The sequence below is a fragment of the Vibrio mediterranei genome (genome assembly GCF_013364395.1).
GTDB lineage: Bacteria > Pseudomonadota > Gammaproteobacteria > Enterobacterales > Vibrionaceae > Vibrio > Vibrio mediterranei.
Genome location: NZ_JABXGK010000001.1, coordinates 782,392 through 803,508, shown reverse-complemented (window position 1 = coordinate 803,508; position 21,117 = coordinate 782,392). Strand labels below are relative to the sequence as shown.

The following is a 21,117-nucleotide window of genomic DNA, read 5'->3' as shown; positions in this document are numbered from 1 at the left end:
TAGCTTATCAGTTACACAAGAACTGTGAGCTGAATTGCGTCATCGAATCTGTTAATGCTGTTATTCAGCATCAAGCAAATATTCGATGTCCGTATTTTTGCGCAGAATTGAAAGTACGGAAGCTAAGTCTTGTTGAGTCGCCTCACGTTCCATTTGAGCGCCGATTTGCTCGTTGTATGCTTCGTTGTACTCAGAAGCGACTTTAGTTAGCTCAACAACAACAATGTTGCCTTCCATATCTTTAGTCTGAGCGTAGGTCGCTGCGTTTTCTGCTGGCTTAGTCATTGCAAACACAGTGCCTGCTAATGGAGAGCTACGGTCGATAGCTTCCAGTTCTCCAAAACTTAGACTGTTCGCTTGAAGTGCGTCTTGTTTGCCTTCTTTTAGCTCATTCACTAACTGAACACCCAACTCCATAGCCGCTTGCTCACCTTTAACCTTCGCTAGCTGAGTTTCCACTTGCTCTTTCACTTCTTCAAGTGGCAATACAGTTTGTTCACGAACGTCATCGACACGAACCACAATAATATGCTCTGGAGCCACTTCCATCACTTCAGAGTTAAGGCCATCTTCTTTCACTTCTGGTGACTGAATCGCTTGCATCACTGCTGGCGTTTTCAAGATTTCTGGCGCATCAACTTGAGAAATAAAATCAGTAGTCACGACTTTCTGATTTACCGCTTTCGCTGCATCATCCAGTGAATCAGGATATTCGAAAGCAACCTTCTCTAGTTCGTTTTGTAGGTTATAGAACTCATCCACCGCTACTTGGTCTTTAAGCTCAGCGATGATTTCGTCTTTCACTTCAGCTAAAGGCTTAGACTCAGATGCTTTGATAGCGTCAAGTTTAATGATGTGGTACCCGAAATCAGACTTAACTAAACCTGTTGTATCGCCCACATTCTTAAGAGCAAATGCAGCTTCTTCAAAAGCAGGATCCATTACATCACGTTCGATCCAACCTAAAGAACCGCCCTCTTCAGAGCTACCAATGTCTTCTGACTTTTCTTTCGCTAGCGTCGCGAAATCAGCACCAGCATTTAGCTCGTCCAAAATTGCTTGTGCTTTCGCTTCGTCATCGCCTTGAACCAAAATATGGCTCACTTCACGTTGCTCAGAAGTGGAGTATTTGTCTAAATGCTCGTCGTAGTATTTCTGAATTTCATCGTCAGTGACTTTAACTTGATCTTTAAGTGCTTGAGCAGATAGCTCAATGTAAGCCACTTTAACTTGCTCTGGACGCGTAAACTGTCCAGGGTTCTCTTCATAATACTTTTGAATCTCTTCATCAGTAATTTGAGCTTTCTTAGAGAAGTCAGCTAGCGATAGTGTCAGCGTTTTGATATCACGCGTTTGGGTTAGCAGCTTGCTTTGAAGCTCAATTTCGCTAGGAAGCGTAAACTCACTACCTTGCAATGCCGTTAGTAGTTGGTTACGAACCAAATCACGGCGAAGGTACTCTGCAAAGCTGTCAGCACTGAAACCAGCACGGCGCAGCGTTGCTTGATAAATGTCTTGGTCAAATTTTCCGTCATTTTGGAACTGAGGCATCTCAAGAATCATTTGACGGATTTGAGCGTCGCTAATACGTAGCCCCAGCGATTCTGCATGTTGCTCAAGCAACACATCATTAATCATACGATCAAGGACTGACTTACGGAAAGACGCTACGTAGCTTGGGTCACCAAGCAGAGTCGAGAAGTAATCACCAAGCTGAGATTGCATGCGATTGCGTTCATTTTGATACGCTTGTTCAAACTCACCACGACCGATTTCTACATTACCCACTTTTGCCGCAGTATTGCCAATTCCGCCTGCGATATAGCTACCTACACCAGCAAACACAAAAGACAGAATAATGAGTCCTAAGATAATTTTAACCGCGATGCTATTCACGCCTTCGCGAATTCGCTCCATCATAATTTTATTACTCTCCAGATAGGAAGGGTTATCTTCTACTGCATCGGATAATATCAGAAAAAGAAATGCGCATCAGTAAGATGCGCATATTTAAAAAAAGTTCGACTTATTTTGTCGATTAAGCCTTACAAAAGCTTAATTTTTGCTCAGTTGACGCAAGGTTTGCGTACAACTGTAACAAATGATTAGTTACAAGCGTCTTTAAGAGCTTTACCTGCTTTGAATGCAGGAACTTTAGCTTCAGAGATTTGGATCTCTTCACCAGTTTTTGGGTTACGACCTGTACGTGCTGCACGAGTACGTACGCTGAAAGTACCGAAGCCAACTAGAGCCACTTGATCACCTTCTTCTAGAGTAGTGCTAACTGCTTCGATGAAAGCATCTAGTGCACGACCAGCTGAAGCTTTAGATAGATCTGCGTTCTCTGCGATTTTTTCCACTAATTGTGTTTTGTTCACTGTGTTTCCCCTTTCTGTTACCGAATTGTTATTTTTTAAAAGGTAACGTTAGTTCCATTCTCGTAGTTGAAGACTCTAAGCCTTGTCTATCAAGGGCTTCAGAGTTACATAGCTAAACTTAGTGCTACAAAAAAACGCTGACAAGCTTTTTTTGCCTATCAGCGCATTTCTTTTACCTAAATTTGGAGCACATCACTATTTTACAGGTTCAAATGCCGCTCCAAGCGGTGCTCTCTCTAAAGCAACTTCAAGAACTTCATCAATCCATTGCACCGGAATCACCTTCAGATCCGCAATAACGTTGTCAGGAATTTCTTCCAAGTCACGTTCATTATCCTTAGGAATCAATACCGTTTTGATGCCGCCACGATGCGCTGCAAGTAGTTTTTCTTTCAGGCCGCCGATAGGTAGAACTTCACCACGTAGAGTGATTTCACCTGTCATTGCCACCTCAGCTTTCACTGGGTTACCTGTCAAACTCGAAACTAAAGCGGTGCACATTGCGATACCCGCACTTGGACCATCTTTCGGCGTCGCACCTTCAGGAACGTGAACATGAATGTCACGCTTCTCGTAGAAGTCTGAGTTAATGCCAAGCTTCTCTGCACGAGAACGTACAACCGTCATCGCGGCTTGAATTGACTCTTGCATCACATCGCCCAATGAACCGGTTTGAGTCAGCTTACCTTTACCGACCATCGCTTCAGTTTCGATAGTCAATAGGTCACCACCTACTTCCGTCCACGCTAGGCCAGTTACCTGCCCAATGCGGTTGCTGTCGTCCGCTTTACCATAGTCAAAGCGTTGGACACCTAGGTACTCTTTCAAGTTATCTTGATTTACCGTCACCGTTTTCAGTTTCGGATCAAGCAAGATGTTCTTAACTGCTTTACGGCAGATCTTTGAGATTTCACGCTCAAGGCTACGAACACCCGCTTCACGTGTGTAGTAGCGAATGATGCCAATGATTGCAGAGTCTTCAATTTCAATTTCGTTCGGCTTCAAGCCATTACGTTGAACTTGCTTAGACACGAGGTGACGCTTAGCAATGTTCAGCTTTTCATCTTCTGTATATCCAGAAAGACGAATCACTTCCATACGATCAAGTAAAGGCCCAGGAATGTTCATTGAGTTAGACGTTGCAACAAACATTACGTCAGAAAGGTCGTAATCGACTTCTAGATAGTGATCGTTAAAGGCATTGTTCTGCTCTGGGTCTAGAACTTCAAGCAGCGCTGATGACGGGTCACCACGCATATCTGAAGACATCTTGTCGATCTCATCCAGAAGAAATAGTGGGTTTTTAACACCAACTTTCGACATCTTCTGAATCAACTTGCCCGGCATAGAACCGATGTAGGTGCGTCGGTGACCACGGATTTCCGCTTCGTCACGTACACCACCCAATGCCATACGAGTATATTTACGACCCGTTGCAGCCGCGATTGAGCGACCGAGGGAGGTTTTACCCACACCAGGAGGACCAACAAGGCACAAGATAGGACCTTTTAGCTTGTTAATGCGGTTTTGCACCGCCAAATACTCAAGGATGCGCTCTTTAACGCGCTCTAGGCCATAGTGGTCTTCGTTCAGTACTTCTTCCGCTTTTGCTAGGTTCTTTTTCACTTTAGAGCGTTTAGCCCAAGGAACACCTACCATCCAGTCGATGTAACTGCGAACAACGGTTGCTTCAGCGGACATCGGAGACATCATCTTAAGCTTTTGTAGCTCTTGTTCGGTCTTCTCTTTCGCTTCGGCAGGCATTTTTGATTCTTCAATCTTAGCCTTCAGTGTTTCGAACTCATCAGGAGCATCATCTAAGTCGCCGAGTTCTTTCTGAATCGCCTTCATTTGCTCATTCAGGTAGTACTCACGCTGAGATTTTTCCATTTGTTTCTTAACGCGACCACGAATGCGTTTCTCAACTTGCAGTAAGTCGATTTCCGATTCCATTTGTCCCATTAAGAACTCTAAACGCTCAGTTACATCAAGCAACTCAAGCACTTGCTGCTTATCTACGAGTTTAAGCGGCATATGAGCAGCGATAGTATCAGCAAGACGCGCTGCTTCATCGATGCCACCGAGAGACGTTAGTACTTCTGGTGGAATCTTCTTGTTCAGTTTGATGAAACCCTCAAACTGGTCGATTGCACTACGTACAATGACCTCTTCCTCACGCTCATCGAGTTCTGGCGTGATCAGGTATTCAGCATCCGCTACGAAAAATTCTTCATCGCGGTAATTGTTAATTTTGGCACGCTGCTGACCTTCAACCAGCACTTTTACTGTGCCATCCGGTAGCTTGAGAAGCTGCAAAATGGTTGCAACTGTGCCTGTTGTGAATAGATCGTCGATTTTTGGCTCTTCAGTATCTGCTTCTTTCTGAGCCACAAGGAGTACTTGTTTGTCATTATCCATCGCCGCTTCTAAGCAACTAATGGACTTTTCGCGGCCAACAAACAAAGGAATCACCATGTGTGGATAAACAACCACGTCGCGCAGAGGCAATACCGGGATTTCTATACGCTCGGAACGTTCCAAGTTCATATTATTCTCTCTTCCGCTTAGTATTATTTTCAGTATATGGGGGCGTATTCGTTGGATTCAATAAAGAAATAAAAAAAGGAGGTATCAAATACCTCCTTTTTATCTCAGCTTCGCAAATTACTCGGCGCTGGCAACTTGATTATCGTTGTTTGTGTAGATAAGTAGCGGTTCTGACTCACCATTTATCACACTTTCATCAATAACCACTTTGCTTACGTCAGTAGCCGATGGTAATTCGTACATCGTTTCTAGCAGCACACCTTCAAGGATTGAACGTAGACCACGAGCACCTGTTTTACGCTCCATTGCTTTCTTAGCAATCGCACGCAGTGCATCTTCGCGGAACTCCAACTCAACACCTTCAAGGTCGAATAGCGCACCATACTGTTTGGTCAGTGCGTTCTTCGGCTCATTCAAGATTTGAATCAGTGCATCTTCATCAAGCTCGGTTAGAGTCGTTGTCACAGGTAGACGACCAATGAACTCTGGAATTAGACCGTACTTAACTAGATCTTCTGGCTCAACTTGGGTAAATAGCTCGCCGACAGTCTTAGTTTCGTCTTTTGAACGAACTTCTGCGCCGAAACCAATACCAGTGCCAGTTGCAACACGTTGGTCGATCACTTTATCGAGACCTGCGAATGCACCACCACAAATAAACAGAATCTTAGAGGTATCTACCTGCAAAAATTCTTGTTGTGGGTGCTTACGACCACCTTGAGGTGGAACCGATGCAATTGTACCTTCAACCAGTTTTAGTAGTGCCTGCTGAACCCCTTCTCCCGACACATCTCGTGTGATAGATGGGTTCTCAGCTTTACGTGAAATTTTGTCAATCTCGTCGATATAGACAATACCGCGCTCGGCTTTTGCTACATCGTAGTCGCACTTCTGAAGTAGTTTTTGGATGATGTTTTCAACGTCTTCACCAACATAACCGGCTTCGGTCAATGTTGTTGCGTCGGCCATTGTGAATGGCACATCAAGGAAACGTGCAAGCGTCTCAGCAAGCAGTGTTTTACCACTACCCGTCGGACCGATAAGAAGGATATTACTCTTACCGAGTTCAACACCGTCTGCCGTTGTATCACCATTGCGCAAGCGCTTATAGTGGTTGTAAACAGCGACTGAGAGAACTTTCTTCGCGTAGTCTTGACCGATTACATAATCATCGAGGTGTGCGCGAATGTCTCTTGGCGTTGGTAACGCTTCAGATTCCTTCTTCGGCAGCACATCTTTGATTTCTTCACGGATGATGTCGTTGCATAAATCAACACACTCATCGCAAATGTAAACAGACGGACCTGCGATTAGCTTGCGAACTTCGTGCTGACTTTTACCACAGAAAGAGCAATACAGCAGTTTACCGCTACCACTCTCTTTGCTTTTATCTGTCATTCGCTAACCTCTTAGCCTTTACTTTCTATGTTTTGAGTGTATATCAATTTAGACCAAATTGCGCCCGCCAATTTGATTTTCACAGGCTTCAATTTGGTCAATTGTTACTCAAACGATTGTCGATTAACCGCGATGGGTTAAAACTTCGTCAATAATACCGTATTCAGCGGCCTGAGCAGCTGACATAAAGTTGTCACGGTCAGTATCTTTTTCGATAACGTCGAGTGGCTGACCTGAGTGTTCTGCCAAAAGATTGTTCAGCTTCTGTTTGATAGTCAGAATTTCTTGTGCATGAATCTGAATATCTGAAGCTTGACCTTGGAAACCGCCTAGTGGTTGGTGAATCATCACGCGAGAGTTAGGCAGAGCAAAACGTTTACCAGGAGCACCACCTGCAAGTAGGAAGGCACCCATGGAACATGCTTGACCAGTACAAAGCGTGCTTACATTAGGCTTAATAAACTGCATAGTATCGTAAATCGACATACCAGCCGTTACGCTACCACCAGGAGAGTTAATGTAGAGGAAGATATCTTTGTCAGGATTTTCTGATTCAAGGAAAAGCATCTGGGCAACAATTAAGTTCGCCATGTTGTCTTCCACTTGACCAGTCAAGAAAATGATTCGTTCTTTTAGTAGTCGCGAATAAATATCGTAAGAGCGTTCGCCACGGGAAGTTTGTTCAACCACCATCGGTACTAGCGCGTTCATAATTGGCGACATTGCATTTTTTTCTTGGTAGCTCATATTCTTATGTCCCTAAAATAAATGGCCCGGATGATAAACATCATACGGACCATTGTTAGCAGAGAAGTCGACTCTAAGTCAACCTTCTATACAAGATATTGCTTATTAAGCAGCAGGCTGTTGGTTCATTAGCTCGTTGAAGCTAACTTCTTTATCAGAAACCTGTGCTTTAGCAAGAATTGCATCGATCGCTTGCTCTTCTAGTGCAACGTTGCGCATGTTGTTCATCATTTGCTCGTTTTGCTCGTAGTAAGAGATTACTTCTGATGGATCTTCGTACGCTGTTGCCATTTCAGAGATAAGCTCTTTCACTTTCTCATCGCTAGCTTCTAGCTCTTCAGACTTGATCACTTCACCTAGAAGTAGGCCAACAACTACGCGACGCTTAGCTTGCTCTTCGAATAGCTCACGTGGAAGCTGTTGTGCAGCTTCTGGGTTGCCACCGAAACGTTGTGCAGCTTGCTGACGTAGAGCACCGATTTCTTGGTCGATTAGTGCAGCAGGAACGTCGATGTCGTTCTCTTTAACTAGACCGTCAAGAGCTTGCTCTTTGATACGGTTCTTGATTGCTTGCTTAAGCTCGCGCTCCATGTTCTTACGAACTTCAGCTTTAAGAGCGTCAACGCCGCCTTCAGCAACACCGAACTTAGAAACGAACTCGTCGTTTACTTCTGGAAGCTCACGTGCTTCAACTTTGTTCACTTTGATTAGGAACTTAGCTGCTTTACCTTTTAGGTTCTCAGCGTGGTAATCTTCTGGGAAGTTTACGTCGATTTCAAATTCCATACCCGCAGTCTTACCTTGGATACCGTCTTCGAAACCAGGGATCATGCGACCAGCGCCCATTTCTAGTGGGAAGTTCTCAGCTTTACCGCCTTCGAACTCTTCACCGTCGATTGAACCCGTGAAATCGATAGTTACACGCTTACCGTCTTCAGCCGCTTCTTCAACATCAGTCCAAGTTGCTTGCTGCTTACGTAGAGTGTCGATCATTTCTTCAACGTCAGCGTCATTTACTTCAGTTGCAGGCTTTTCAACAACGATGTTTTCTAGACCCTTAAGTTCTACTTCTGGGTAAACTTCGAAAGTCGCAGTGAAAACAAGATCTTTACCAGCTTCGTTTTCAACAGGAGCGAAAGTAGGCGCACCAGCTGGGTTGATTTTTTCAGAAACGATTGCTTCGATGAAGTGACGTTGCATAACTTCACCCATCACGTCTTGACGTACTGCTTTGCCGTACATTTGCGCAACCATCTTCATCGGTACTTTACCTTTACGGAAACCATCGAAACGACGGTTTTTCGCGATGTTGCGTAGTTCAGCTGTCACTGCGTCTTCGATGTTAGCAGCAGGAACAGTAATGTTTAGACGGCGCTCTAGGCCCTCTAGAGTTTCAACAGTAACTTGCATTGTATAAACCTCAGTTTGGCTCAGTGTTGGCTGAGCGTATGAGCATCCATATCACGAGGATATTTCCGCTTCATCCTTGTTAGTACCAATAGGTACTTCTTTAAAGTGAGCATCGATAACCAGTAAATCATGCTTTAATTAGCATGTTATTTTGGCTATCGGACTAATGAGTGACGTCTTCATCGGGCTGAATAGACAGCCTCAAAGGCATCTCTGATTAGTCTCAGGACAAAATTTCAGACGCGACATTCTAGCGATCTCCGCCTACCCTGTCGAGTCGAAGTCGGGTCAATCGGTGGTTTTGTCTCTAATTACTCCAAGAAAACGTTCAACAATGACGTTTTCAACCGATTCCAACTTGAAATGGGGACAATATCGGCTTTTTCAAGAGAGTGAAGGGCTTTTTTTGGTGAATGGCGAAAAAAGAGATCTTGCTCCTGTTTTGCAACGCGTTAACCTCTCAGTTCTTATAACTTTTTTGCCACAAAACCCTCAAATTCGTTAACCTATGCTTTCAAACGACATACGGAATCGTTGGGGTTTAACGTTGGGGTTCGACGATGCGATTGAAACGGATTTTGCTAGGCTTTGTTGCCCTATTTCTCTTAATTTCGACTGTAGGCGGTCAATGGTACTGGCAGCAAAGCTACGCTGCTCTTGAAGAACAGCATAACAATTGGCTGAACCGATTCGTAGAAACCATCGACAGTAAACTGGACAAGTATCGACATATCCCACAACTCCTATCGCAAGATAAAGAACTAGTAGACGCATTATTGTCCCCAAACAACACTGCTCAAATTGAAGTGACTAATCGTTACTTAGAGCAAGCCAACCGGATTATTTTGGCTTCCGATACTTATCTCATCGACCGTTACGGCAACACCATTGCCTCAAGTAACTGGGCATTAGAACGTTCATTTATCGGCAAAAACTTTGCATTTCGACCTTATTTCCAAGAAGCCATTAACGGTGGACGAAGTACTTATTTTGCGCTGGGCTCGACATCTGGGCAACGCGGTTATTATTACTCTTTTCCTGTAACTTATGCTGCAGAGAACATTGGTGTGGTGGTGGTCAAAATGGATCTGTCTTCCATTGAACGCAACTGGCAAAGTGAAACTAGCACCTATGTTGCCACCGACAATAATCACGTCGTGTTCATGTCTAGCAACCCTAATTGGCTGTTTAACAGTCTTTCAACACTGAACTCGCAAACACTGCAACGTATCCGTAATTCAAGACAATACTTAGAAACCGACATTCACAGTTTGGGATTCATCGGTGACCTGACGGCAAAATCCGCCCAACTTGCTAATCCTGAGGGTAATATATTCACCAAACACTACTTGGTTACCCAGCGTGAATCCGGTATTCCAAACCTTATTTTAAGGGTATTAACTCCTCTCTCGACGCTCTATATTGAGCTTTTCGGCTTTATTAGCGTGCTAGCACTGGTTTTTATTACGCTTTACCTAGTCGTCGCTCTGATTGAGAACCGCCGCTATCGCCACCGACAGATCGAACAGGTGCAAACTGAGGCGAAACAAAAGCTTGAGTTTTTGGTGATGGAACGCACCGCCGAACTGCATGTAGAAATTGATGAAAGGGTCAAAACTGAGAAAGCCTTGCGACAAGCTCATGATGAACTCATTCAAGCCGCTAAATTGGCAGTGCTAGGTCAAATGTCTGCCAGTATTAGTCACGAGCTAAATAACCCTCTTGCAGCCATTCGCAGCTTTGCTGAAAACGGGCAACGTTTTATCGACAAAAACAAAGTTGACCGAGCAAAAGATAATTTACAGCGTATCGTCGCTTTGACTGAACGAATGGCAAAAATCAGCCAGCAACTTAAATCTTTCGCCAAGCGCAGTGATGCCAATGAGTTAAGTCGTATCAAGCTTGCTCCGGTGATATTTTCAACCATAGAGTTAATTCAACCACAACTTAAGAGTCATCGAGTCACGCTCGATTGTAAAATTGGTCAGCAAGATACCTTAGTACAAATCAATCCCATTCAGGTTGAACAGGTCCTCATCAATTTGCTGACTAACGCAATGCAAGCCATGCATGATAGTGAACAAAAACGACTAGAGTTGACCATAGAACAGGGTCAAACCAAAGTGACGATTCATATCGATGATTCTGGACCGGGCTTGGATGGCAACTCGATTGCAGAGCTGTTTGAGCCCTTCTATACCACCAAAGAGAATGGCCTTGGGTTAGGGCTTTCCATTTCCCAACAAATTATTCAAAACCTAAACGGCAAGATTCGTGTCGCTCGATCTCCTCTTGGGGGCGCTCGTTTCTCGGTTGAATTGCCTATTTTCACCCATGCGGACAAGGACTAAATTATGAGCCAAGTGTTTTTTATCGATGATGAAGCTGATATAAGAGCCGCGTTGGAACAAAGCTTCGAACTCGCCGATATTGAGGCGCGATTCTTCGCGTCTGTTGAAGATGCCATGTTGTGTCTAAAACAAAATGACCTTCCGCTTGCCATTATTTCCGATATTCGTCTACCTGGGTTATCAGGTCTGGATTTACTCAACACTGTCACCCGCCACCACCAAGGTATTCCCGTCATCCTGATTACTGGGCATGGCGATATTTCGATGGCGGTTCAAGCCATTCAAGATGGTGCTTACGATTTTATCGAGAAACCCTTTTCTGCTGAACGTCTCATCGAGATAACACAACGAGCGATTGAGAAGCGACAACTTACCCTTGAGAATGAAAGCCTTAAGCGCTCACTAAAAGCAAGCCAAACACTTGGACCGAGGATTATCGGTGACACCAATGTGATTCAAGAACTCCGCTCTACTATCTCTGTGGTTGCCGATACCGATGCCGATATTTTGCTGTTTGGAGAAACGGGCACAGGCAAAGAGTTGGTTGCACGTTCTTTACATGAACAAAGCTCACGGAAAGACGGTAATTTCGTCGCAGTAAACTGTGGCGCGGTTCCAGAGAATTTGATTGAAAGCGAGCTATACGGCCATGAGAAAGGAGCGTTTACCGGCGCAGAGAGCAAACGTATTGGTAAGTTTGAACACGCAGAAGGCGGAACCTTATTTTTGGACGAAATAGAATCGATGCCAATGCAAGCGCAAATAAGACTGCTGCGAGTATTGCAGGAAAGAGCCATTGAGCGAGTCGGTTCTAATGCTCTCATTCCCCTAAATATTCGCGTTATCGCCGCCACAAAAACCGATCTAAACCAAGCTTCGATGCAAGGTACTTTTCGCCAAGATCTTTATTACCGCCTAAATATCGTGACTTTAGATTTACCTCCTCTAAGAGAGCGGAAAGACGATATCGCTTCACTGTTCCACCACTTTCAGCTTGTCGCTGCATCCCGCTATGGAAAAACCGCTAATGCATTAACTCCTCACGAACTTAGCCAACTTATTGGCCATGATTGGCCCGGCAATGTGAGAGAGCTAAGAAACTGTGCTGAGCGTTTTGTCCTACTGGGTAAAATTCAAGCAGGCACGCCTAATCAAGAAGAAAGTAGCGAAGGACAGTCTCTCGCCGAACAAGTGGGGTTATTCGAAAAAAATGTCATTGAGCATGCCCTTATCGAAACCAATGGTAGCATCAAGGCGACAATGGAAAAGCTCAACGTTCCTAGAAAAACTTTGTACGATAAAATGCAGAAATATCAGCTCATTAAGGAATCCTACAAAAGCTCCTACTAAAATACTGTAGAAGTGTGAGCCAAGTCTCCTATACTTAAATTATATAGACAGGATGTTGCATAACAATTGGGTATAAGAACACGTAGGGAGACGATTATGGGCGAAAAAACAAAGGTTCCCTTTATTTCTGATACGGTAGAAATCGATGGTATTTTTTACGTTGAGCATCGCACCAGCGAGACTGTAGACAGAAGAAAAAAACAGAGTAGACGTGTTTTTTATGAAAGACGCTCTCAGCCGGATCCAAGAACACAGAATATCAAGCATATAGATGAGGAGGTCTAACGACCTCCTCTTTTTTTGTTATTAATAAATGGTTACTTAGTAATGATCTCTGGCCCCATTAATGTGGTCGGAAGCCAAGTGGAAACCCAAGGTACGTAAGTAACAATTATCAAGAATAGGAACATAACCGCCACCCAAGGCAGTGCTGCTTTCACCACACCCATCATCGACATTTTCGCCACCCCTGCGGTGACAAACAGGTTGAGTCCAACTGGCGGAGTTATCATCCCTATTTCCATGTTCACGACCATCATAATGCCAAGGTGAATCGGGTCGATACCCAGTGCAATGGCGATAGGGAAAACTAACGGCGCCACGATGATCAACAAGCCAGATGGCTCCATAAACTGACCACCAATAAGCAGTAGGACATTCACCACAATCAGGAAGGTAATTGGACCAAGGCCTGCCGAAAGCATTGATTCGGTGATCATTTGAGGAATACGTTCTTCTGTTAATACATGCTTAAGGATCAGAGCGTTAGCAATAATAAACAGAAGCATGATAGTCAGTTTTCCTGCTTCAAACAGAGTATGCTTGGTATCTTTATGCACAAAAGCTTGGAACACTTTAACTATCGCTGGCTTGGTATTTTCCTTATCAGCAAACGGCCCCATATCTTTGTAGATAAAGTTAGCAATCAAAAATGAATACACTGCTGCGACCGCTGCGGCCTCTGTTGGTGTAAATACACCACCGTAGATTCCGCCAAGAATAATCACTACTAACAGCAAACCCCAACTCGCTTCACGAGCGGAATCGAAAACTTCCTTCCAACCTACAAATGGTTGCTTTGGCAATCCTTTTACTTTTGCAGCGATATAAATGGCGATCATTAGCATCAAGCCCGCAAGCAAGCCTGGGATAACGCCACCAAGGAACATACGGCCTACAGAAACGTCCGTTGCCGCAGCGTAGACCACCATTACAATGGATGGCGGGATTAAAATCCCTAAAGTACCAGCATTACAAATGACCCCTGCTGCAAACTCTTTGGTATAGCCATTTTTGATCATACCCGCGATAACAATACTACCAATCGCTACCACTGTTGCAGGCGATGAACCCGATAACGCTGCGAACATCATACACGCCACCACTGATGCCATGGCAAGGCCACCGCGGAACCAACCGACCATAGCAATCGCAAAACGAATGATGCGCTTTGCTACACCACCCGTCGACATAAAGCTCGATGCCAGAATAAAGAATGGAATTGCAAGTAACGTGTAGTGGCCTGCAAAGGCGTTAAACAAGGTTTGCGCTACAGATGCTAACGATGCGTCCGAGTGCATTAGTAGGAACAAGATACTGGACAAACCCAGTGATACGGCAATAGGCACGCCAATTAGCATGAAGCCTACCACCATTAAGAAGAGTAATAGAATATCCATGCTTATTTATCCTTGTCTTTAACACTGTCAAACGCGTTGTCCTGCATTTCCGCTTTTAACGCTTCTAGATCTTCTTCAGCTTCATGACCTGCGATCAGTCGGTCCAACTTACCCGTCATTATCTGGTAAGCGGCTTGAGCAAATCTAAAGGTCAGTAATGCCATACCTATTGGCAGTGCCATATAAGGAATAAAGCGCGGCAGTTTTTCGTAACGTTCACCTTCATTTAGCCAGTCTGCTAAAAACTGTAAAACCTCAGGCATAGGAATATCGTCGGTTTCATACCAAGCTCGCTCGGTGGCAAAGGGGTACCAGTAGTTCCACGAACCGATTAGCAATAAGATAGAGAACACCAAACAAGCTAATACCGAGGCAATGGCAAACCGTTTGCGTTTATCCTCCGATACCATGTTGATGACAACATCCACACCGATATGAAAGTGCTTTTTAACACCATAGGACGCGCCGACAAGGACCATCCAGGCAAACATAAATACGGTAAGTTCAAGAGCCCAAAGGATATTATCGTTAAATACATAACGAGAAATAACGTTAGCAAAAGTGAGCAAAGTCATCGCGCCAAGGAAGAAAGCAATCAGCGTTTCTTCAAAAGCATCGGTCACTTTACCAATACGAGAAATAAGAGACTGTTCCATGTGATACATCGCTTTTGTAATAGTAGGGACAGAGGGTTAGGCCCCACTTCCCGTAGGGCCCTTAACAATGAATTTCGAGGTTATTGTTGGTTTGATGCTTGAGCGGCTTCGATCAAGTCCGCACCAATGTCTTTCTCAAACTTTTTCCAAACAGGTTGCAGAGCTTGAACCCACTGTTGACGTTGCTCTGGTGTCAAAGTACGCACGACACCACCCGCTTCAACAATATTGTTTTTATTGGCTAGGTTCACTTTGCTCGACTCTGAGTTACGAGTCTCAGTCACTTCTTTTAGGATCTGTGCGAACTGCTCACGAGTATCATCCGGCATACCATCCCAGAACTCCTTTGAAGTCACTACAAGATAGTCAAGAATACCGTGGTTGGTTTCTGTCACACCGTCTTGAACTTCAAAGAACTTCTTGCCGTAGATATTTGACCACGTGTTTTCTTGACCATCGATAACCTTCGTTTGCAGGCCGCCATACACTTCTTTGAATGACATTTTCTGAGGGTTTGCACCTAACTGTTCAAACTGAGCAACTAACACGTCAGAAGCTTGAACACGGAATTTCAGGTCTTTCGCATCACCAGGAACAAGAAGTGGCTTATTCGCCGACATTTGTTTCATGCCGTTATGCCAAAATGCCAGACCTTGCAGACCACGACGATTCATCGCATTCTTCAGTTTTTCACCCGACTCTGAGTTTTGGAAACGATCAACGGCTTCTACGTTTTCAAATAGGAAAGGTAGGTCGAAGATGCGGTACTTCTTGGTGAATTTCTCGAATTTAGAAAGTGAAGGAGCGGCAAGTTGAACATCGCCGTTTAAAAGGGCTTCGAGAACTTTATTGTCATCGTAAAGAGTAGAGTTAGGAAACACCTGCATACACGCTTTACCATTCATTTCTGTATTTACACGCTCTTCTAACAATGACGCGGCAATACCTTTAGGGTGTTTGTCGGTGTTGGTTACGTGACTAAACTTAATCACAATCTCACCTGGATCACACGCCGCAGAGGCATTAAAACTTGCTAGAGCAATAGCAGAAACAGACAGTAGGGATAGAGGCTTTAACATTATTATTCTCCTTTGGATTAATGCAGTCCCTTCAATGGGTACTGATAATCTTGTTAGAGCAATAACGATGCCAATCAAAAAAAAGCTATAATTACAACGAGTTATAAAAGATTTCTATTTTCAAGTGTAGAACCAGCCTTTGAAATGGGTGGAAAGTGACACATTTATAAAATGAAAAAGGGTAGAAACAAGCCCATTTCTACCCATGGTAACTTCCGCTTTTCTAACGGGAAAAGCAGTTACTAGATAGCCGCTTTAACCGCTTTCGCTAATTTGTGAGCAGCTTTCTTCGGATCAGCTTCTGGATCGTTAAAAAAGTTGGAAACTACATCCGTAATCGCGCCCAGTACATAACTCGTTGTCGCCATATTTTGCGACATACTTGGTACTAAACCACCATTTTCAATGCTTTGCTCAAATGTTTTTCTAGAATCCAGAGCGCACTTGTCAAAACCGTGCATATCCATATCGGTTCGAACCGGGAAAGATCCTTTGTTTAAGTTGAACACTTCTTGGAACTGCTTATCCATGATGGTTCTGGCGAGTGCTTTCTGGGCGTTCACTTCGGCTTCGTCTTTGATATCAAAGAAGGCGAAACTATCAACATTCTGGATAAACTGCCCTTTAGTACCCGGCGCGGGAACGCATAGGTAATCTTTACCCGGAATTTTTCCTGCGGCGGTAAATTCACCCTTGGCCCAGTCTCCCATGATCTGCATAGCAGCCTGACCATTAAGAACTCGGTTGGTTGCCACGTTCCACTCTCGACCTTGGACGTCCTCATCCATGTATTCGCGCATTCGGCCGAACGTCTCAAATACCTTCGCCATTTTGTCGCTCGACAAAGTGTCCATATCTAGATTAACAAACGCTTGTCTAAAATCTTCAGGTCCTAGTACCGCAAGGGCAATGGTTTCAAACAGTGTTGTGTCTTGCCAAGGGCCTGAGCCATTAGCAAGAGGTGTGAAGCCCGCAGCTTTGATTTTTTCCGCAGCAGCAAAGAATTGTTCTAAAGTTTCTGGAACCGAATCCACTCCCGATTTTTCTAATACTTGTGGATTGACCCAGAGCCAGTTAACTCGGTGGATATTGACTGGAACAGCAACATATTTGCCATCGTACTTCATGCCTGCCGCTACGACAGGTGGCAATACTTCATCCCACCCATCAGCTTTGGCAACATCATCAAGATTGGTCAGAAAACCTAAACCTCCCCACTCTTGAATATCCTCACCTTTGATCTGGGCAGCTGACGGAGGATTACCCGAGACCGCTCGGGTTTTCAGCACTGTCATAGCGCTTTCACCACCGCCACCAGCAATGGCAAAGTCCTTCCAGGTGTAACCTCGCTGCTCCAATTTCTGTTTTAGGATTTGAACCGATTTAGCTTCACCGCCAGATGTCCACCAGTGCAACACCTCAACTTCACTCGCTTGCAGAAAAGTAGGAAAGATTGTGGAAGTAAGCAGTAACGCTAGTAGTGATTTACGCATATTCATTGCCGTTATCTGTGCATCGATATCACTAAAGTGATATCGAGTTATTGGAATCAGTGACTTTAACGCTCTGTCTGAGGTTAATTCAATAGCTAGCCTGCCTAGGCCTCTAGGTTGGGCGGAATAAACACTTGTACTTCTAGCCCACCGAAATCTGCGTTACGAATGATCAAATCGCCGCCAAGGCCGTGCAATATACTGCGACAGATCCCCAAGCCTAAACCATGCCCCTCTTTATCCGTTGCAATGCGAACATATGGCTCGAACACTTCTTCGATGCGAGACTCCGGTATGCCAGGACCTTTATCTAAAATGGTAATGATGATCCATTTGGGATTCTCTTCAATGCTGACAAATGCTCGATTGCCATATTTAACCGCATTATCGATTAGGTTAGTCAGCACTCGTTTAATGGCTAGTGGCTTAACAACTACTGGCTCCATCGGAAGCGCGGTGAAACTAACCAGCGTATGCACTTGGTTATGTGTCTCTGAAACACTGCGAATCATCTCATTGAGGTCAATGTAGGCATTGTTTTCATGTAAATCGGTATCACGTACACACTGCAGCGCGCCTTTCACCATCATTTCAAGGTCATCCAGATCTTGGTTAAACTTGTCTCGCCTGACATCATCATCTAGAAGTTCTGCTCTCAACCTCAAACGTGTAATAGGCGTTTTCAAATCGTGAGAGATAGAAGAAAACAGGTGTTCACGGTCAGATACATACTGGCGAATACGTGTCTGCATACGGTTGAACGCACGTGTTGCTGTCACGAGTTCAGAAGCACCAGCTTCTCTTAATGGTGGCTGATCGATGTCCATACTCATTTCATTCGCAGCTTTCGCCAACCTTCTCAAAGGCTTAACTTGAGCACGAACCAAAAGGAAAGTCAGGATCAGCAACAAGGTTGTAGAAGTAAATAAGAACACCATTTGATCTTGAGTCAGCATGGTATCTTCGAGCTGAATATATGGTGAAGGCAATAAAGCCGCGATATAGATCCACTCATCTTGATTAAGCTTCAATTGCACCACCAGAATTGGTGGGTCTAGTGGACCTAGCGTTAACGTATGGTGAGCCCAAGATTTAGGCAGGTCCTTAATAAAAATATCGTTTTTAAGCAGTCGTAAGTTCTCTGCTTTCGAGAAGTTCACCTTTACAGCTTCTATGGTCGGTAGCTTCTCTTCCAGCACTTTGGTCACCGAATCCATAGACGCCAGTTTAAGTGGGGTGTCTGGAATGGGGTCAACGATGAGTTCTTCTTTATTGAATGAAACGAAGAAACGAGTACCACCCATATTACGTATCTGGTCGAGAACAATATGGCGATATTTAATAGGGAGTTTTTGGAAAAAGGTCACCGTTGAAGCGAACATTGTCGCCATACTAGCAGAGGTATCACGAATACCTGATAGCTCATCTTGCTTAGTTTTTTGGTACCAAATTGCCGTGAGTACACCTTGAGAGCACACGACTGCCAACAAAGTCAGCAGCAGTGTTCTCGCGACTAAAGAGTTAGGGCTAAAACGCTTTAGCCAATGAGTTCTAGACATGTGTTATTGGCCATATTCCACTGGAACAGACAGAATATACCCATTACCACGCATGGTTTTAATATAGTGAGGGAAGTTTTTACTAGTACCTAATCGATTTCGAATTCGGCTTAACTGAACGTCAATGCCACGTTCGTAAGGAAGGGCTTCACGGCCACGAGTCGCAAACGAAATAGTATCTCGATCAAGAATTTCATTCGGGCGAGACAGAAACAGCATTAGCAACGCAAAGTCACTACCGGATAAATCATGCGTACGGCCATTCACCTTATTGGTCATACGATGAGCAATGGTATCCAAATGCCAGTCGCCAAAATCGATCGTTCTTGGTGGCGTTTCTTCTGCCTTATCGCCATTGAGATGGGTCCGGCGCAACAGTGCTTTAATTCGAGCCATCAATTGACGCGGACTAAATGGTTTCGCAATGTAATCGTCAGCACCGATTTCTAAACCAATAATTTGATCGGTTTCGTCAGATACTGCGGTTAGCATAATAATGGGTACTTGCGAGTCTCGTCGTACACGCTGACAAAGAGTAAAACCATCGTCTCCCGGTAGCATGACGTCGAGCAGAATAAGATCCGGGTAGCCTTTAGCCTTAATAAACAGCTCCATTTCTACCCCATCTTCAGCAGTAGAAACTTGAAAGCCAGATTTCGTCAAATACTCATCGAGTAAGAGACGGATCTCTTCATCGTCATCTACAACCAAAATGTGCGTCTTAGCCTGCATTTTATTTCCTTAAGTCTGCACTTACTCCCTATAGTGTAAGGCTTTAGCGGAAATTTTATTATTGATTCGTTTATAAAATTTGCAGCTCGAATTTGCGCAAGGTCACAAAAATGACATGATGATACTTTTTAGCCATAAAGGGTTAACAAATTCATTCATCTTTATGATGAGCAACTGATTTCCATACGTTTACCCCATTCAGGTGGAAGCTTGGCAAATTCTTCATGTTCTGCTTGTTCCTCGTAAGGGAATTTGAGTAAGTCCGCCAACTGATGAACCAGTGAAAAATCGCCTTTCTCAGCAAGTTCTATGGCCTGTTGGGCTAAATAATTTCTGAGAATGTACTTTGGATTCGCTAAACGCATTTTTCGGCAGCGCTCGGCTTCAGAATCATTTTCTAACATACAACGTAGCAGGTAGCTTTCTACCCACGCTTGCGCTTTAGCACGATCGATAAACAGGTCAACAACAGGAGCAATGCCGGTACTATCGATATTCGATAGTGCCCTGAAAAATCGGGTGTAATCCACTTTTTCACTTTCCATGAGGTCAAAGCTTCGATTAAAGAAATCTCCATCTTCACTCTGCTTGGTCGACAACCCAAACTTGTCGCGCATTTGGCAACTGTACTCTGTCTGCAAGATTGGCGTAAAGGTTTCCAATCCATGATCTAAGTCTTTTCTATCTATAAGTGGAGACAAAGCATGAGCTAACGCGGTGAGATTCCACATCGCTATGGACGGTTGATTGTCGAACGCATAACGACCTTGGTAGTCGGAATGATTACAGATATAACCCGGTTCGTAGTCATCCATAAATCCAAACGGGCCATAGTCAAATGTCTGACCCAATATCGACATGTTATCTGTGTTCATCACCCCATGAGCAAACCCTTTGGCTTGCCAGTGAGCAATCATTTCTGCAGTTAATCGAACAACTTCAGCGAAGAACGCAACATAGGGCTTGTCAGCGTCCAAACAATCAGGGAAATGCCACTCAATTACTTTATCCGCTAGTAGACGAAGCTGCTCATGCTGACCGGTATAAAAGAAATGTTCAAAATGACCAAAGCGAATATGTGTGTCGGCAGCACGAACCAATAATGCTCCCTGCTCCACTTGCTCTCGATACACAGGCGTATCGCTTACCATCATTGCCAATGCTCTAGTGGTAGGAATACCTAACCCTGCCATGGCTTCGCTGCACAAATACTCTCGAATTGTCGAGCGTAGAACCGCCCGACCATCTCCCATTCGCGAATACGGTGTTTGACCCGCACCCTTGAGGTGAAGATCGAAAGTCTGCCCTGACTTTCCTGCGACTTCACCCAGCAACAAACCACGACCGTCACCTAAATCAGGGTTATAAATACCAAACTGGTGACCCGCGTATTTCATTGCGAGTGGCTTGATGTGCTCACTCGATACACTGCCCGAAAGAACATCAAGCAAGGCTTGTTCGCCTTCAACCATCTCTGGAAATCCCAGTTCACCTGCCAGTTCTTGATTCCATGCAACCCAACGAGGATTGTTGAGAGGCGTCGGTTCAACTTGGGTATAAAAGCTATTCGGCAGAGCTAAAAAACGATGAGAAAAGGATAGTGAATCCAGCGAAAACATAGGCGGCTCTATACAAGTCTTAATAACAATTACTTAGAGTATAGCGAGTCGCGGTGGATAGAAAACAAACGAAAAGTGTGGGTATTAACGAAAAGTAAGGATATTAGAAAAAAGAGAGC

At 44.4% G+C, this 21,117-nt stretch carries 16 protein-coding genes; 3 read left to right on the top strand and 13 right to left on the bottom strand.

Annotated features, from left to right (window positions below):
• Positions 1–60: 60 nt before the first annotated feature.
• The 6 genes from ppiD to tig form a co-directional block, all read right to left on the bottom strand.
• Positions 61–1,920 (bottom strand): peptidylprolyl isomerase, encoded by a 1,860-nt coding sequence (gene ppiD / locus HOP38_RS03985; RefSeq protein WP_198557453.1) that lies wholly within the window; start codon positions 1,918–1,920, stop codon positions 61–63.
• A gap of 185 nt (positions 1,921–2,105) precedes the next feature.
• The gene (locus HOP38_RS03980) at positions 2,106–2,378 is read right to left on the bottom strand and encodes an HU family DNA-binding protein (protein ID WP_006075676.1); all 273 of its coding nucleotides are present in this window, start codon (positions 2,376–2,378) and stop codon (positions 2,106–2,108) included.
• A gap of 195 nt (positions 2,379–2,573) precedes the next feature.
• Positions 2,574–4,925 (bottom strand): endopeptidase La, encoded by a 2,352-nt coding sequence (gene lon, locus HOP38_RS03975; protein WP_038229802.1) that lies wholly within the window; start codon positions 4,923–4,925, stop codon positions 2,574–2,576.
• Positions 4,926–5,042: 117 nt separating this feature from the next.
• Entirely contained in the window at positions 5,043–6,323 is a 1,281-nt protein-coding gene (gene clpX / locus HOP38_RS03970) for an ATP-dependent protease ATP-binding subunit ClpX (RefSeq protein WP_038229801.1), read from the bottom strand.
• 123 nt (positions 6,324–6,446) lie between these two features.
• Positions 6,447–7,070, bottom strand: coding sequence for an ATP-dependent Clp endopeptidase proteolytic subunit ClpP (clpP, locus tag HOP38_RS03965; protein ID WP_038229800.1), 624 nt, complete (start codon positions 7,068–7,070; stop codon positions 6,447–6,449).
• 105 nt (positions 7,071–7,175) lie between these two features.
• Positions 7,176–8,480 carry a trigger factor gene (tig, locus tag HOP38_RS03960; RefSeq protein ID WP_038229799.1) on the bottom strand — a complete coding sequence of 435 codons (1,305 nt, stop codon included), beginning with the start codon at positions 8,478–8,480 and terminating at the stop codon, positions 7,176–7,178.
• A 560-nt stretch (positions 8,481–9,040) separates the two neighbouring features.
• Between tig and HOP38_RS03955 the strand changes: the two genes are divergently transcribed.
• The 3 genes from HOP38_RS03955 (at position 9,041) to HOP38_RS03945 (ending at position 12,466) form a co-directional block, all read left to right on the top strand.
• The gene (locus HOP38_RS03955) at positions 9,041–10,831 is read left to right on the top strand and encodes a sensor histidine kinase (protein ID WP_198557452.1); all 1,791 of its coding nucleotides are present in this window, start codon (positions 9,041–9,043) and stop codon (positions 10,829–10,831) included.
• Between the two features lie 3 nt (positions 10,832–10,834).
• Positions 10,835–12,181, top strand: a complete 1,347-nt coding sequence (locus tag HOP38_RS03950) for a sigma-54-dependent transcriptional regulator (protein WP_006075547.1) — start codon at positions 10,835–10,837, stop codon at positions 12,179–12,181.
• 96 nt (positions 12,182–12,277) lie between these two features.
• Positions 12,278–12,466 (top strand): hypothetical protein, encoded by a 189-nt coding sequence (locus HOP38_RS03945; RefSeq protein ID WP_006075546.1) that lies wholly within the window; start codon positions 12,278–12,280, stop codon positions 12,464–12,466.
• A gap of 32 nt (positions 12,467–12,498) precedes the next feature.
• Here HOP38_RS03945 and HOP38_RS03940 read toward each other — a convergent pair whose 3' ends face one another.
• The 7 genes from HOP38_RS03940 to HOP38_RS03910 form a co-directional block, all read right to left on the bottom strand.
• Positions 12,499–13,860, bottom strand: a complete 1,362-nt coding sequence (locus HOP38_RS03940) for a TRAP transporter large permease (RefSeq protein ID WP_006075545.1) — start codon at positions 13,858–13,860, stop codon at positions 12,499–12,501.
• Positions 13,861–13,862: 2 nt separating this feature from the next.
• Entirely contained in the window at positions 13,863–14,516 is a 654-nt protein-coding gene (locus HOP38_RS03935; RefSeq protein WP_198557451.1) for a TRAP transporter small permease, read from the bottom strand.
• A gap of 80 nt (positions 14,517–14,596) precedes the next feature.
• Positions 14,597–15,595, bottom strand: coding sequence for a TRAP transporter substrate-binding protein (locus tag HOP38_RS03930; RefSeq protein ID WP_031493103.1), 999 nt, complete (start codon positions 15,593–15,595; stop codon positions 14,597–14,599).
• 242 nt (positions 15,596–15,837) lie between these two features.
• Positions 15,838–17,094 carry an ABC transporter substrate-binding protein gene (locus HOP38_RS03925; RefSeq protein WP_038223373.1) on the bottom strand — a complete coding sequence of 419 codons (1,257 nt, stop codon included), beginning with the start codon at positions 17,092–17,094 and terminating at the stop codon, positions 15,838–15,840.
• Between the two features lie 98 nt (positions 17,095–17,192).
• A complete protein-coding gene (locus HOP38_RS03920) occupies positions 17,193–18,647 on the bottom strand; it encodes an ATP-binding protein (protein ID WP_198557450.1) in 1,455 nt (484 codons plus the stop codon).
• A gap of 3 nt (positions 18,648–18,650) precedes the next feature.
• A complete protein-coding gene (locus HOP38_RS03915; protein ID WP_006074338.1) occupies positions 18,651–19,379 on the bottom strand; it encodes a response regulator in 729 nt (242 codons plus the stop codon).
• 161 nt (positions 19,380–19,540) lie between these two features.
• Positions 19,541–20,998: a protein adenylyltransferase SelO gene (locus tag HOP38_RS03910; protein ID WP_198557449.1), complete on the bottom strand. Its 1,458-nt coding sequence runs from the start codon at positions 20,996–20,998 to the stop codon at positions 19,541–19,543.
• Positions 20,999–21,117 lie beyond the last annotated feature (119 nt).

Bases quoted from the DNA above. Each gene is read 5' to 3' on its own strand.
- ppiD (WP_198557453.1), bottom strand. From the start codon at position 1,920: ATGATGGAGCGAATTCGCGAAGGCGTGAATAGCATCGCGGTTAAAATT.
- lon (WP_038229802.1), bottom strand. From the start codon at position 4,925: ATGAACTTGGAACGTTCCGAGCGTATAGAAATCCCGGTATTGCCTCTG.
- clpX (WP_038229801.1), bottom strand. From the start codon at position 6,323: ATGACAGATAAAAGCAAAGAGAGTGGTAGCGGTAAACTGCTGTATTGC.
- clpP (WP_038229800.1), bottom strand. From the start codon at position 7,070: ATGAGCTACCAAGAAAAAAATGCAATGTCGCCAATTATGAACGCGCTA.
- tig (WP_038229799.1), bottom strand. From the start codon at position 8,480: ATGCAAGTTACTGTTGAAACTCTAGAGGGCCTAGAGCGCCGTCTAAAC.
- HOP38_RS03955 (WP_198557452.1), top strand. From the start codon at position 9,041: ATGCGATTGAAACGGATTTTGCTAGGCTTTGTTGCCCTATTTCTCTTA.
- HOP38_RS03950 (WP_006075547.1), top strand. From the start codon at position 10,835: ATGAGCCAAGTGTTTTTTATCGATGATGAAGCTGATATAAGAGCCGCG.
- HOP38_RS03945 (WP_006075546.1), top strand. From the start codon at position 12,278: ATGGGCGAAAAAACAAAGGTTCCCTTTATTTCTGATACGGTAGAAATC.
- HOP38_RS03940 (WP_006075545.1), bottom strand. From the start codon at position 13,860: ATGGATATTCTATTACTCTTCTTAATGGTGGTAGGCTTCATGCTAATT.
- HOP38_RS03935 (WP_198557451.1), bottom strand. From the start codon at position 14,516: ATGGAACAGTCTCTTATTTCTCGTATTGGTAAAGTGACCGATGCTTTT.
- HOP38_RS03930 (WP_031493103.1), bottom strand. From the start codon at position 15,595: ATGTTAAAGCCTCTATCCCTACTGTCTGTTTCTGCTATTGCTCTAGCA.
- HOP38_RS03925 (WP_038223373.1), bottom strand. From the start codon at position 17,094: ATGAATATGCGTAAATCACTACTAGCGTTACTGCTTACTTCCACAATC.
- HOP38_RS03920 (WP_198557450.1), bottom strand. From the start codon at position 18,647: ATGTCTAGAACTCATTGGCTAAAGCGTTTTAGCCCTAACTCTTTAGTC.
- HOP38_RS03915 (WP_006074338.1), bottom strand. From the start codon at position 19,379: ATGCAGGCTAAGACGCACATTTTGGTTGTAGATGACGATGAAGAGATC.
- HOP38_RS03910 (WP_198557449.1), bottom strand. From the start codon at position 20,998: ATGTTTTCGCTGGATTCACTATCCTTTTCTCATCGTTTTTTAGCTCTG.